19 protein-coding genes are annotated in these 11,794 nt (G+C 30.7%); 3 read left to right on the top strand and 16 right to left on the bottom strand.

All coding sequences use genetic code 11. From position 1 onward, the window contains the following. Together QHG34_RS03560 and QHG34_RS03555 are read left to right on the top strand one after the other, a co-directional pair. Positions 1-528 (top strand): phage virion morphogenesis protein, encoded by a 528-nt coding sequence (locus QHG34_RS03560; RefSeq protein WP_280063195.1) that lies wholly within the window; start codon positions 1-3, stop codon positions 526-528. 23 nt (positions 529-551) lie between these two features. Beyond that, positions 552-1,076: a hypothetical protein gene (locus QHG34_RS03555; RefSeq protein WP_282628794.1), complete on the top strand. Its 525-nt coding sequence runs from the start codon at positions 552-554 to the stop codon at positions 1,074-1,076. On the opposite strand, the gene QHG34_RS03550 is transcribed toward QHG34_RS03555, so the two are convergent. The 15 genes from QHG34_RS03550 to QHG34_RS03480 form a co-directional block, all read right to left on the bottom strand. Next, entirely contained in the window at positions 1,073-2,011 is a 939-nt protein-coding gene (locus QHG34_RS03550; protein WP_282628793.1) for a hypothetical protein, read from the bottom strand. The two genes, QHG34_RS03555 and QHG34_RS03550, sit on opposite strands and share 4 nt — an antisense overlap. Before the next feature lie 96 nt (positions 2,012-2,107). After that, the gene (locus QHG34_RS03545; protein ID WP_282628792.1) at positions 2,108-2,293 is read right to left on the bottom strand and encodes a hypothetical protein; all 186 of its coding nucleotides are present in this window, start codon (positions 2,291-2,293) and stop codon (positions 2,108-2,110) included. A gap of 46 nt (positions 2,294-2,339) precedes the next feature. After that, on the bottom strand, positions 2,340-2,876 hold the full coding sequence (locus QHG34_RS03540) for a 3'-5' exonuclease (RefSeq protein WP_282628791.1): 537 nt from the start codon (positions 2,874-2,876) through the stop codon (positions 2,340-2,342). A 3-nt stretch (positions 2,877-2,879) separates the two neighbouring features. Further along, positions 2,880-3,401, bottom strand: a complete 522-nt coding sequence (locus QHG34_RS03535) for a hypothetical protein (RefSeq protein ID WP_282628790.1) — start codon at positions 3,399-3,401, stop codon at positions 2,880-2,882. A 1-nt stretch (position 3,402) separates the two neighbouring features. Then, positions 3,403-4,221, bottom strand: a complete 819-nt coding sequence (locus QHG34_RS03530; protein ID WP_282628789.1) for an adenine nucleotide alpha hydrolase family protein — start codon at positions 4,219-4,221, stop codon at positions 3,403-3,405. Then, positions 4,218-4,547 carry a hypothetical protein gene (locus QHG34_RS03525; RefSeq protein WP_282628788.1) on the bottom strand — a complete coding sequence of 110 codons (330 nt, stop codon included), beginning with the start codon at positions 4,545-4,547 and terminating at the stop codon, positions 4,218-4,220. Before QHG34_RS03525 ends, QHG34_RS03530 begins: the two co-directional genes overlap by 4 nt. Then, positions 4,544-4,774: a hypothetical protein gene (locus QHG34_RS03520; RefSeq protein WP_282628787.1), complete on the bottom strand. Its 231-nt coding sequence runs from the start codon at positions 4,772-4,774 to the stop codon at positions 4,544-4,546. Before QHG34_RS03520 ends, QHG34_RS03525 begins: the two co-directional genes overlap by 4 nt. A gap of 73 nt (positions 4,775-4,847) precedes the next feature. Further along, positions 4,848-5,138 (bottom strand): hypothetical protein, encoded by a 291-nt coding sequence (locus QHG34_RS03515; protein ID WP_282628786.1) that lies wholly within the window; start codon positions 5,136-5,138, stop codon positions 4,848-4,850. 60 nt (positions 5,139-5,198) lie between these two features. Beyond that, positions 5,199-5,519, bottom strand: coding sequence for a hypothetical protein (locus QHG34_RS03510; protein ID WP_282628785.1), 321 nt, complete (start codon positions 5,517-5,519; stop codon positions 5,199-5,201). Then, positions 5,485-5,691: a hypothetical protein gene (locus QHG34_RS03505; protein WP_282628784.1), complete on the bottom strand. Its 207-nt coding sequence runs from the start codon at positions 5,689-5,691 to the stop codon at positions 5,485-5,487. The genes QHG34_RS03510 and QHG34_RS03505 overlap by 35 nt, the downstream gene beginning before the upstream one ends. A gap of 91 nt (positions 5,692-5,782) precedes the next feature. Then, complete coding sequence (locus QHG34_RS03500; RefSeq protein ID WP_282628783.1) at positions 5,783-6,436, bottom strand: DUF3164 family protein; 654 nt, start codon at positions 6,434-6,436, stop codon at positions 5,783-5,785. 63 nt (positions 6,437-6,499) lie between these two features. Beyond that, entirely contained in the window at positions 6,500-6,628 is a 129-nt protein-coding gene (locus QHG34_RS03495; RefSeq protein WP_282628782.1) for a hypothetical protein, read from the bottom strand. Further along, positions 6,628-7,551, bottom strand: a complete 924-nt coding sequence (locus QHG34_RS03490; protein WP_282628781.1) for an AAA family ATPase — start codon at positions 7,549-7,551, stop codon at positions 6,628-6,630. The genes QHG34_RS03495 and QHG34_RS03490 overlap by 1 nt, the downstream gene beginning before the upstream one ends. Positions 7,552-7,568: 17 nt before the next feature. After that, a complete protein-coding gene (locus tag QHG34_RS03485; protein WP_282628780.1) occupies positions 7,569-9,746 on the bottom strand; it encodes a hypothetical protein in 2,178 nt (725 codons plus the stop codon). Positions 9,747-9,880: 134 nt separating this feature from the next. Beyond that, positions 9,881-10,069 (bottom strand): hypothetical protein, encoded by a 189-nt coding sequence (locus QHG34_RS03480; protein ID WP_282628779.1) that lies wholly within the window; start codon positions 10,067-10,069, stop codon positions 9,881-9,883. Between the two features lie 95 nt (positions 10,070-10,164). Here QHG34_RS03480 and QHG34_RS03475 point away from each other — a divergent pair, with 95 nt between their 5' ends. Beyond that, positions 10,165-11,037 carry a LexA family transcriptional regulator gene (locus tag QHG34_RS03475; RefSeq protein ID WP_282628778.1) on the top strand — a complete coding sequence of 291 codons (873 nt, stop codon included), beginning with the start codon at positions 10,165-10,167 and terminating at the stop codon, positions 11,035-11,037. 107 nt (positions 11,038-11,144) lie between these two features. On the opposite strand, the gene QHG34_RS03470 is transcribed toward QHG34_RS03475, so the two are convergent. Next, positions 11,145-11,714 (bottom strand): hypothetical protein, encoded by a 570-nt coding sequence (locus QHG34_RS03470; RefSeq protein ID WP_282628776.1) that lies wholly within the window; start codon positions 11,712-11,714, stop codon positions 11,145-11,147. Positions 11,715-11,794: the final 80 nt, after the last annotated feature.

Below are 11,794 nucleotides of genomic sequence, written 5' to 3'. Positions count from 1 at the left end.
ATGTCGGATTATCTAAGAAAATTAAAAGCCTTAGGGAAACTTTACGAGAAGTTTCCCAACATGGTAGCTATCGAAGCGGTTAACTTTTCTAAAGAACGATTTGTACAGAAAAACTGGGTTGACCGCTCTCGTGTAGCATGGAAAAAACGAGAGCGAAAAGACAGAGGTTCGTTAATGACAAAATCAGGACGTTTAAAACGATCTATTCGTAAACTAAGTTATACTCGTAATTCTGTAACCATTGGTACAGATGTCCCGTATGCACAAATACACAATGACGGTGGTACGATTAATAAAACTGTACGAGTTAAATCTCATACACGAAAAGTAACCAAACGTGCAAGAAGCGAACGTACAGGACGTGTACTGAAAAAACGAGTTTCTAATGGGACGACAACTGTTAAGGCACACACTCGTAAAATGAATACGACTTATCCTCAACGTCAATTTTTAGGAGAGTCTGCTTTATTAATGCGAAGAATTGAACGTTTAACACAACGTGAAATCGACAAAATTCTAAATAGTTAAACAATGTTTAAACACCATTTAAAATGAAAGATTTTTATAATAAAATAACTGCAAAATTCGAATCTGAATCAGTTTTAGATGAATTTATAAAAGAAGGTGTTTCGCCACCAAAATACATTGATATTTATGCAGGTCAAGATTTGGACGAAGATAATTTTGATTTGTTTGGAGATAATTCTCTTTTCGTTGATTGGGATATTGATCATACCACAGAACCTCCAACAGCTACTGTAACTTTTCGTTTGGCTTATGAGCAATTACGAGATACATCAAACATTTCTCTTAACCGAGAATTAGGTTTAAAATTCTTGAATTACATCAACCAAGTACATACTGTTTTAGATGGTTTTGAGAGCGAACATACAGGAAAATTAGAATTGACAAAAGAGGGATTTAATAAAATGGATTCGATTGTCGACATCTATATTTTAGAATACGAATGCTCGTATATGGGACGAAAAAACCCTCAAAGAAATATCCATGAGGGTTTGTATGACAAAGTGCGACTTTCAGGTAATTTGGTTGAAAGAATTGATTATGACGTTTAACGTTTATTCAATTTTATTTCATAAGTTTTTTCATCTTTAATTGTAATTGTCTTAACATAAACTGCAAAATTTCCATTTTTATCCTGTTTTGCTTTTTCTACAATTAACTTTTTTAAAACTTCATCAGTAGGTTCTTCTGTAAATTTTATGATAGAACCTACTTTTTTATAAAAAAACATTCCAACGGATTCTTTAGGCATAGATGCTTTAATTTCTATATCTCTAATTGAATCTTGTTTTCTTTTTTCAATTTTATTTTTATAGTACTCTTCGTAATCCTTTTTCTGTTGTATCAGAGCCAATTCATATTCCTTTTTTTCCTTTTCTAATTCTGAATCATAAGCTAATTTATCAACTTTATACTTGTTTTTTCTTATTTCAAAATCATTTTTAAAATCAGATATAGTTTTAAATAAATCATTTTTAATAACAATTTTATTATCATTTAAATTCAAAACTGCACGATCTTGTGCAAAATCTTTACTAAAAGTTTTAGATGTCAATTTGTGTAAATCAACATTATATAAATAAGCAAATAAACTTATTAATGAAGCTTGACTTCCTGTAATTTCAATTGAACTGACTACATATTTACCATAATAAGTAAAAATATTATATTTTACAGATAATTTATCAATTGTACGTCCAGATAATGATTTATATACATCCGTTGATGAACTTTCTTTTAAAATTTGTTCATCATTATTAAATCTTAATTTTAAACGTTTTTCAATCAATCTACGTAAATTATTTGCTACCCAATTCAATTCATAATATGTATTTTGAGTAACTAAATATTTTTCAGTAAACACAGGTAATGTTTGAGGAAAAAAAGCACTAATTGGTTGGTTATAATCGTAATTCCAGTCAGGTTTTTCTTGAGCAAAACTATTTACTGATAAAAAGGCAATTAATATGAGTAGTATTTTTTTCATTTTCAAATTTTTATAAAATTAGATATTATTTTAATTAATTTTCTTACTGTTTCCCGTAAAAACAAAAAACACTCAAATTAATGAGTGTTTTTACATTTAATAAGCTATTCTAAAAACGTCTTTAGATAAACTAGCTTTATTAAATTCTTTAGTATCAGTATTAAACCAAACTACTTCAAGCTCATTTCCTATAATATCGGAAACTACAAATTGAGGGTGATAACCACTTAATGTTGATTTTAATTCTACAACATTTCCAATCTTAAACTCTACATCTGCCATATTAAGTACATTTAAATTTTAATAAAGTTACATTTTTTTTCATAAACTACTTGTTGTATAACAATTGTTGATATACTTTACTGCAATATTTTATTTGGTGCATACAATCAAATAACGGATTGTGTTTTGTACCTACAAAAGGTTCATTTTCTTTGATTGTAGGAATTAAATCTGAAAGTGTACGTACATCTCGCTCGTTGTAAAATTCCCACGGTAATTTCAATTTACAAGCTTTGTAAGCACTTCGTAAAATAACCAAATCAAAGGTTGCTCCATTGCTCCAAACTTTGTCCGTTTCTAAAATAAAATTGGATAAATCTTTTAAAGCATCTTTAATGTTTTTTCTATTTACAGTAGATAAAAACTCTTGTCGTGCTTTATCTTCTTGTTGCATCCACCAATCTACTGTTTCAGGATTCATTTTTAGATTAAAATCAATACAACTTTGTTTATCAACTTTGGTGTAAAAATTATCTTCATCTTTTATTCCTGTACTTATATCAAAACGGACAGCTGCAATGGATAAGATTACAGCGTCAAATTCTGTTGAAAGCGTTTCGATGTCTATCATTATGTTATTCATAATCTAATATTTTATTCGTGTCCAATGAATAATAAAACCCTCATATGATCCGTTTATCATTTTTTGTTTAAAATAGGTTTTAAAGGCTTCTAAACTTTCAAAACCATCGTTAATTGCCAATTGCTCTATTAAAGCATCATTTCGGATAATTCCGTCAATATTTACCGTAAATCCAAAGCCTTCTGGTTCGTCTATCATCCAAATTTGCTGGATTGAATGGACATAAAGTGTCGGCGAAAAAGTAAATTCCTTTGGAGTTCCTTTGTTGATGACTAATTCGAGTTCGCAATCTTCTGTCAACAATCCTGTTTTAGAACGTATTGTATGAAATTTAGGACAACTCAATAAATTATCCTCATCCATATTATCCCATTCTTTGCCAAATTGTAACTGATAACCGTCTAAAAATTGATTGTAATAATAGTCGCATCTTGCAATATTATTACGGAAAAAGCCTTCCCAAATTTTATAAATAAAATAGGAAGGCTTTTCGTTTAATGTTTCTGTGAAATCTATTTTTTGCATATTAAAAATTACATATACAGTTGTCTTCAATAGTTTCAAAATCCATCTCTAAAGTTTGAGGATATTGAGATAATCGAACTAAATCATTTATAGATTTTCGTTCACGAAATGAAGTATTATGATACATTAATTCATGAGTTTTAAACCAATCAATAAATCTTGTCCCATATTTTATTGCTTCAATTAAGTTTTTATCAGATTTTTTCCAACACAACTCACAATTTCCTAGCTTACTATGTAACTCTAATTTGAATGGTTGGAGGTCAAAATAATTATTTAAATCTCTTTGAGAAATCGGCGCATAAAAATCTGTGATTAATGGAAAAATACGTTTTTTATCTTCTAATATTTCAGCCCAACTAATCCTTTTTGGCATATCCTCTTTCCTAAATCCAATTGCTTTAATATAATTGTTTACTCCAAAAATATCATCGCATAGTTTTTTTGATGGAATAGTTTTCATCATATCACTACAATATGGTGCTTCTGAGTTTGGTAAACCTTCATATTTACCTTTGTTTTTATGTTTAATAGCTTCTGAAAATGGCGTAGCATTCATATTTAAATCATTCCATTCGACAATTCTATAACCAACGCCTTTTCCCATTTCTTGAGAATAAATACCTTCTATTTTTATTAAAGGTATTTTCCAAATTGATTCTATTTTTTTTAAGAAATCAATTGTTTCTGGACGCTCCATACCTGTGTTACAAAAAACAAAAATCTTTTCAAAATTTTTATACTTTTCAGAAGTTTGAATATGACGAGCCATCATTGCTGAACTTCGTCCACCTGAAATGGTTACCATTAAATTTTTCATCTTATTTGTAAATTTTGAGTTAAAAACTGATCTAATTCTGCATAGAAATTGAGCACTTTAAGACTTGTATAATTGGAGACTTCCAAAGTGTGCGAAATTTTACCGATTTCATCATGTAATAAATACGCTTCGTGGTATTTTAAAGTCAAATTTTTAAGATTTAAAGCCACCGATTTTTTCGATAACATAACAAATAGATCAGCTTTAACTGATTGTTTAAATTTTTCTTCCTGATTGTCAATGAACGGCGCATTTAGACCGTTAATAGTAATGTTGAGTAACGCTCTTAGGACGTCATAATCAACTTTTAACTTTATTTTTCTCATTCAAACAGCGTTATTTGGTTTGTGTTTTCAATTTCTTCAAACTCTCGGAGCTGTTTTTTAGCATTAACGCCTAAATAATTTTCATAAGTTCTTTGGCAGATATTAAATTGACTTTCAATGTGTAAATGAAATATCTCTTTAAAATATAACCCTTGGGCACGATGCTCAAGGGTTATTTTCTGAACCTTGAGAACTCTTTTTAAATAGTTTTTGCGATTATATGCCATTGTATGAGACGTTTTTTAAAATATCTTTGCCGTGGTCAATGGGGCTTGGGATATGTTGCGTCTCAAGTCTTTTTTAATTCTGACTTAATGGTTGGAACTTATTTTTGTGCATCCACGCTTTTGTTCCTGTTTTATTCGCTGACTTGCGATAATTGGCTTCTAAACCTCTGAATTGTTTGATAAGCTTATCTAATTCGTCTGAATTGTATTTGTGAAGCTCTTTTTTTAGCACACTACTATTCAACATCCAATTATTAAACTTAATCCAACAATCAGCATCTTTGATACCTGTTCTTGTCGCAATCGTCAAAACAATACTCCGTTTGTCTCTCAAATTCATTTGATATTCATAAGTGTTAAACATAATTATATGGTTTTTGGTTTGATTGTTCCTGCCGAGGACTCGAACCTCGGAGTTTGCCGATCAGGATTTGATGATTCTTGTTTTTTTAGAGAACCATTTTTGATTTTGACGCTCGTTTAAACTCGGTTTAAACTCAGTTTTAATACTATTTCTAAGTTTTGATGATACAAATATTCGAGGTTTGAAATTTTCATTAGTTGTAATATAAAAACGTCTGTATGCTCTATTTTTACGTGATTTGTTACGGTAAAGGATTTTCATATCAACTTCAATATTTAACACTTTACTAATGAAAATTGCAACCTCTTTCATCGATTCAAATTTTAGCTTTTCGTTTGTCAAGTCATCAATTACGTATATTTCGGTTAATGTTAATGGCATGAACTTTATTCTTTTCGTTGAACAAATCAGCGTTTAAACGCTGTTTAAATGCGGTTTCTTCCTTTGCATTTAGTTTTTCAATTTGTGGTTTCCATTTAAAATTTTCCAACAACATTGATTTTCCATTTACGATGTACATTTCGCTTGATACTTTTGTAATTTCAACACTCATATTTTGTCATTTGCTTTGTTAGAAAAATAAACCACTACACCAAGGATTGACAGCATTCCTAATGCAAACAATCCGAATAAAATATTTACGATCATAGACTTGAAAAATTTAGCGTTATATCATTCCATTTCTTAGTTTCAGCGTCTTTTGTATATACTCGGATATATTTAGCAGAACCAACCACTTTTTGACAATCTGTTAGTTTATCAAATTCAGAAATCAACTCTTCGTCTCCGATTTCTTTCACTTGTCTGCGTGCTTTTGTCAACAATTTTGGATCATATTCTCCTTTTGAATTTTTCATCAGAATACCATCTAATAAATTGTAAAAAGCTTTGTTTCTTCCTTCAAACTTTTTACGGAAAATATCACGAATTGAGTTGATGTGAACGATTGCTTCATCTGTGAATGAGAACAATTCTTTTTCCTCAACCATTAATCGAACAGTTTCATTTTCTAATTTGAACGATTTAGCGTCTTTTACTGCCTTGTTTTCAATTTCGTACATTAAACGATTGAAGTTTTCGGCGTGTGTAATCGCTTCTTTTTTCAAACTTTTCAAAATGTCTTGTACTTCTTGATATTTAGCTACAACATCGTTCAGAAAGTTGTTTTTATCTGCGAAATAAGCGTCTTTACGCTGTTTTGCTTGTTTCAATTCAGCTTCTTGCTTTTGGTTTGCCAATGCCAATAATTCGTCTACTGACATTTCACTTGCTGGCTTGTTCATTATTGATGCTTCCATACTGTTATTTTATTGTTTTTTACCACCAAAAGCGGGTTTTATCCCGCTTATTTTATTCTATTGTTATTTTTCTACATTTACAGGCTCTTCGCCAATCATATCAAAAGCAAATTGTCCTGTGTAAACTTTTGTTATTCTGCCGTTTTCGTTGCGATAAACAAGCATCATTTTAGATAAATAAAGTGTTCCCATTAGTTTGCAAATAATTCGTTTAACATTTCCGTTGTAATTGGTTCCTCGCTTTTTTCGTGCTCGATTAATACAGCAGTTATGATATTTTCTAATGAACCAAAATCACGAACACGAGCTTTTAACCAGTTCACAACTGTTTTGCGTTCTATACCTACTAATTCGCAAATATTTTCGATGTCCTCTGTAATATCTTGGTTAAAAAATGTCCAACCGAAAGACCAACGACGATTAACCTGTATGAAACCTTGTTTCTCTTTTTTAGCTGCATTAGAAAGCATTTTTTCAACATCAATACCCAACACTACGATTGGAACAACACCTTCTAATTCATCTGCCAAATACTTGATTACAGGGATAATTCCTTTTTTAGAGTTCTCAAACTCATCAATCATCAAAAACGCTTCATCTTTCGACTTTAATTTCTCAACAACTGCTTTCAAAATTTTGTGTTTTGTTCCGAAAGTTGGTACTTCTAATTGTTCTGCAATTGAGATAACAAACTCTTTTGTATTAGCAATTTCATCACATTTTACTAAGGTTACAATTGCTGGATATTTCTTTTTGAAAGCAGTTGCAGCGTACGTTTTTCCAAGACCTGTATTACCATCAATACCTCGACGTTCTTTGTTTTTACGAGCGTTTTCAAACGTTAAAATTGCTTGTTTAAAATTGAACGTATTAAAGTGTTGCCAATAGGCTTTTTCTAACTTCAACCCAATTGCATTCGCAATTTGTTTATAGTATTTATCAGAAATACGAGTATTTCCGTTGAATTCAATACCACGAGAAATTAAATTAACTGTGGCTTTGTTTACACCTGATAATTTTACGATTTCAGGCTGTTTTACACCTCTTTCGTCCAAAAAGCGTTGCATTGCTTGTGGAATGTCGGTTGTTCTCTGAATTTGTGTTAAATTTGTCATACTTATTAAAGATTTAACTAAGACCATTCGCTTTCGTTGAAGTCGCGGTCAACTCGCTGTTTGGTTTTAGTTTGTTTATTATTGATTTTTTTCGTTTCTGTTTCGATTTGAGAGCCGTTGTAACTTTCTTTATTTCCACCAAATGCCATTGATTGGCTATAGCCTAACTCTTGAAAAGCATCATTTAAAGCCATTTCAAACTCATCTATTGCTTTTGTTTGTGATTTTTTTCGTCCTAATTGATGATCTAAACCATTTGCAAATTCATCTGTTAATTCTGCATGAGATTGAACTGATTTCATCGCTGGTAAACAAGTCATAATGTATTTACCATCCAACGTGTATAAATCGGCTTCATTTTCGTCCCAAATCACTTTTACTTTTGCATTATTTGTATAACCTAATGCTTTTGCTATTTGCTCAGTACCATCAGCACCATAATTTGGAATTTCGAACTGATACACTTTAGATTCGTTGTAGCCTTTTGTTTTGTAAACATTTACAAATCCTCTCATGTAACGCAAATCAACTTCAGTACGATTTGCAAATAAGTATCTTAATACTGTATCGCTAATAGGTTGACAATTTGGGTGAATGCTGTGCGCATATCTTTCATTTGGTGTCACCTGATCTCGTAATTTTGTTTCATTCCAACGTTTTATAAGGTTATGCATCATAATACAAGCATCCTCATAGCTTGGTAAATCATCAATTTTGATATAATCTGCATTGGCTTGACCTTCAATTCCTGCATTCCAAGAAGTAGAAATAAAAGATTGTATGTCTTTTAAACTACGTTTAAACAATCTAAACTGCGTTTCTGCTGGATTAGCTTGTGAGTTACCAGCTTCTATGGTTCTAACTCGGTTAAATACCATATTCAAGAAACTTTTACTTTCAGCAGATGTAAATGCTCCGTGATTATCCGAAATGAATTCAAACATCGTTTGTTGCCCTGTATTTTCAATCGCCATTTTCACAGCTTCAATTGTCATTTGTGGCGTTTCTTTGTGTGAACCTTTTATAGATGGAGCCCAACCCACAATTTTTTTACTTGCAACATCTGTAATTAAGATGACGTATAATTTCATCGTGTTTTGTTTTCCTTTTTTATCTACATAAGAGTAGTTAATAGTTCCTGAACCATCGGCACAAAATAAAGAGTGTGAATATTTCAGCTTTTCAGCAGTTACATAGGTTTGAACATTCTTTTTATAATGTTCTACACCGTGTCGTTCTCTTGCTGTTTTTATTTCGTTATTAAAGCGCGATAAGTGGTGGCAAAATGTACGATAAGCAACAGGTTGCATTCCAAATTCTACAATGTCATTGCAATATTTATCCTCCCAAAGAGAGTGTAAATATTCTTTTGATGCAGAACCAGGATTCATGTATAAATTAAACATGATTGCTTGATGGATGTCAAACTGGAATATTTCGCCTGTTTCTTCGCTAAATATTGGATATTTACCAACTACTAAAGCATTTTGATTTCCGTATTTATCCGAAATAAAGAAGTTTAATTGTTCTAAAATATTCTCTTTAGGAAATTTGTACAAAACAGTATTACGTAAGTATTCTGCTGAACTAATTTTGAAACCTTCAAGATTTAAAGGCGATAAAATCTCTGTACAAATAGTAAAGAAATCTTGTTTTTTCGTTATGCCAAGTAATTTGAAATTATCATTTTCCATTTGTTTAGTCATCCAAATACACCAAGCCTTAGCTGTAGCCATTTGTTCTGCCTGTTTACGTGTGAACGTTACAGGAGAATCGTACATATAGTAAAGAACATCATTATTATTAACTGATAATGCTACTTGTCCTATAATACTATTCGTAACTAAATCTTGTTTATTACTTTTATTAGCACTTAGCAGAGCTTCATACGCTTGTAAAAGCTCATGCTTTGTGCCTAATTTACTTCTATAGTGTGTAGGTTTACGATCTGCAATTCTATCATAATCATAATAAAATTGACCTTTTACTTTTGCCCAACGCCACGCTTTGCCTGTGTCAGGTAAAAAATCACCGTATTTGTAACCTTTAGCAATTGAATCTTTAAATAAAGTTCTATTTCTTCTAAAATGTCCTTCTGATATTTGACAAACTTGCATTACAAAACGTTGAGAAACCCAAAGGCTCTCCTCGTCTTTATATTTGCGTATGATTATGTCGTTATTCAGTAAATTCATTTCTATAAGTTTGATTTAAACTTTGTTCCTGCCAAGGACTCGAACCTTGGAGTTTGCCAATCAGGATGATTATTTTTCGTTGTTAATTTCCTTTACTAATTCTTTGAAGAAATCTTTTAATACTAATTCTATATTTAATTGTTGCATGGTTCAAGTATTTCTGCTATTTCATTAAATTTTTTAAGAATCATTTTTGCTCCTTTTGATTTTTTTTCTCGATCTCCAGTTACTACTTTTTTGCAGTAAGAAGAACTAAATCCTGTCGCCTTATGTAATTGATACCAAATCTTATTACTTCGTGCATTTTTTATTATACTGCTCATATTTAATTATTTTGCTTACTTTTGTGATGTTCTAACAGGACAAATATACGCAAAATGCGTAATAAAACAACAAAACGAGTAAATATTTACGCAAAATGAGTAAAGATATTGATAAACGATTCATTTTAAACACTATAAAAGAACTGTATAGCTTTAGTACAGATACTGAGTTTGCTAAATTCTTAGGAATTAAGCCACAAACTTTGTCTTCTTGGTATAGTAGAAATACGTTTGATATAGATTTGCTTTACGCAAAATGCGTATTAGTTTCAGGAGAATTTTTATTAACTGGAGATAAAAACTTTTTAAAACGAAATGTGCAAAATTTGTTACATAACAATAGTGTAACAAATAGTGTAACATTTTCAGAAGAAACGAAAAGTGCAAAAAATGTTACTCTTTCAAAAGAACCAAAAAAAAACTACTTTCATGCTCCAAAAGTTGTAACTGTAGATAAACAAGGAAAGGACAATGTTGTTTTAGTACCCAATAAAGCAGCTGCTGGTTATCTTGGAGGTTACGGGGACGCTGCATTTATAAAGACTTTACCTACTTATAATTTACCTAATATAAGTAATGGTACATTTCGTATGTTTCAAGTTGCAGGAGACTCAATGGAGCCAACAATACAGAATCAATCTTATGTTGTAGGCGAGTGGAAAGAAAATTGGAACGAGGATATAAAAGATGGTAGAGTTTACATTTTTGTTATACAATCGTTTGAATATGAAGGTATTTTAGTAAAAAGAGCATTGAATCGTATTGACAAATACGGAAATGTCCTTTTGAAATCTGATAACAGAATTTATGGAACTAAGACTTTCACGCCTAAAGAAATAAAAGAGGTCTGGGAAGTTAAACTTTATTTATCGTTCAATATTCCAGACCCAGCGACCATTTATGATCGTATGAATGATTTAGAAGCTCGTTTAATTGAATTGGAACAGCCAAAGAAGCGCAAAAATTAAACTTATAAACTTCACAGGTTTAATTTTTGTTAATTTCAATTCAAACCAAATCACGCAAAATTCAATTTATTTTTAATTAAAGCCTTTATTTTAGGTATACTTTTCATTTAGCCCCTCATAATAGAACGTCTGTAATTATATAAAATCAATCTGCGACGAGCTTCCAAATCATTTACTCTAATTGAAGAAACATCATCAATCTTAAAGTATAATGATCCTTCATCCGTACCTTCTGCTCCAACACATTTTAACTCAAAATCTTCTTCTGTTAAATTACGTATAAAACCTGAAAAACGGCTATCATTATTGAGCTGTAATCTCGAAACATATTCTGTTTGATCAGCAATCTGCTTCAAAAATTGATTCATCCAATTTTCCTCAGCTGTTGTAGTAAAAGAAATTGTATTTTCTTTATTTAGTTCTTCTTGATGCTCTTTCAAGTAATTAAGACACTTACAATAATCATCAACATCAATTCGGTTTATCGTAAAAAATGGTTCAATTAAGATTCCATCTTTATGTCCAAATTTTGAAATATGTTGCATTGTAAAAAATTCGTCATTGAAATCAAGAATATAACCTGCCCAAAAATTATTGCTTCCAACATCGTTATAAATTGCAATGATGGATTGATTCTCTTTAGAATGTTGTAGTATTTTATAAAAGTTAGTGTTCATTTTTTGTAGTTAAAAGATTGAAATTACAATTCTTTTGGGATAAAAAAAAGGTTCTTCATTTTCTGAGAACCTTCTTTTAA

Source organism: Empedobacter sedimenti (assembly GCF_030005555.1).
Taxonomy (GTDB): Bacteria; Bacteroidota; Bacteroidia; order Flavobacteriales; family Weeksellaceae; genus Empedobacter; species Empedobacter sedimenti.
The sequence above is the reverse complement of the archived record's forward strand: the minus strand, read 5'-3'. Positions and strand labels throughout refer to the sequence as shown.

Bases quoted from the DNA above. Each gene is read 5' to 3' on its own strand.
- QHG34_RS03560 (WP_280063195.1), top strand. From the start codon at position 1: ATGTCGGATTATCTAAGAAAATTAAAAGCCTTAGGGAAACTTTACGAG.
- QHG34_RS03555 (WP_282628794.1), top strand. From the start codon at position 552: ATGAAAGATTTTTATAATAAAATAACTGCAAAATTCGAATCTGAATCA.
- QHG34_RS03550 (WP_282628793.1), bottom strand. From the start codon at position 2,011: ATGAAAAAAATACTACTCATATTAATTGCCTTTTTATCAGTAAATAGT.
- QHG34_RS03545 (WP_282628792.1), bottom strand. From the start codon at position 2,293: ATGGCAGATGTAGAGTTTAAGATTGGAAATGTTGTAGAATTAAAATCA.
- QHG34_RS03540 (WP_282628791.1), bottom strand. From the start codon at position 2,876: ATGAATAACATAATGATAGACATCGAAACGCTTTCAACAGAATTTGAC.
- QHG34_RS03535 (WP_282628790.1), bottom strand. From the start codon at position 3,401: ATGCAAAAAATAGATTTCACAGAAACATTAAACGAAAAGCCTTCCTAT.
- QHG34_RS03530 (WP_282628789.1), bottom strand. From the start codon at position 4,221: ATGAAAAATTTAATGGTAACCATTTCAGGTGGACGAAGTTCAGCAATG.
- QHG34_RS03525 (WP_282628788.1), bottom strand. From the start codon at position 4,547: ATGAGAAAAATAAAGTTAAAAGTTGATTATGACGTCCTAAGAGCGTTA.
- QHG34_RS03520 (WP_282628787.1), bottom strand. From the start codon at position 4,774: ATGGCATATAATCGCAAAAACTATTTAAAAAGAGTTCTCAAGGTTCAG.
- QHG34_RS03515 (WP_282628786.1), bottom strand. From the start codon at position 5,138: ATGTTTAACACTTATGAATATCAAATGAATTTGAGAGACAAACGGAGT.
- QHG34_RS03510 (WP_282628785.1), bottom strand. From the start codon at position 5,519: ATGCCATTAACATTAACCGAAATATACGTAATTGATGACTTGACAAAC.
- QHG34_RS03505 (WP_282628784.1), bottom strand. From the start codon at position 5,691: ATGAGTGTTGAAATTACAAAAGTATCAAGCGAAATGTACATCGTAAAT.
- QHG34_RS03500 (WP_282628783.1), bottom strand. From the start codon at position 6,436: ATGGAAGCATCAATAATGAACAAGCCAGCAAGTGAAATGTCAGTAGAC.
- QHG34_RS03495 (WP_282628782.1), bottom strand. From the start codon at position 6,628: ATGGGAACACTTTATTTATCTAAAATGATGCTTGTTTATCGCAACGAA.
- QHG34_RS03490 (WP_282628781.1), bottom strand. From the start codon at position 7,551: ATGACAAATTTAACACAAATTCAGAGAACAACCGACATTCCACAAGCA.
- QHG34_RS03485 (WP_282628780.1), bottom strand. From the start codon at position 9,746: ATGAATTTACTGAATAACGACATAATCATACGCAAATATAAAGACGAG.
- QHG34_RS03480 (WP_282628779.1), bottom strand. From the start codon at position 10,069: ATGAGCAGTATAATAAAAAATGCACGAAGTAATAAGATTTGGTATCAA.
- QHG34_RS03475 (WP_282628778.1), top strand. From the start codon at position 10,165: ATGAGTAAAGATATTGATAAACGATTCATTTTAAACACTATAAAAGAA.
- QHG34_RS03470 (WP_282628776.1), bottom strand. From the start codon at position 11,714: ATGAACACTAACTTTTATAAAATACTACAACATTCTAAAGAGAATCAA.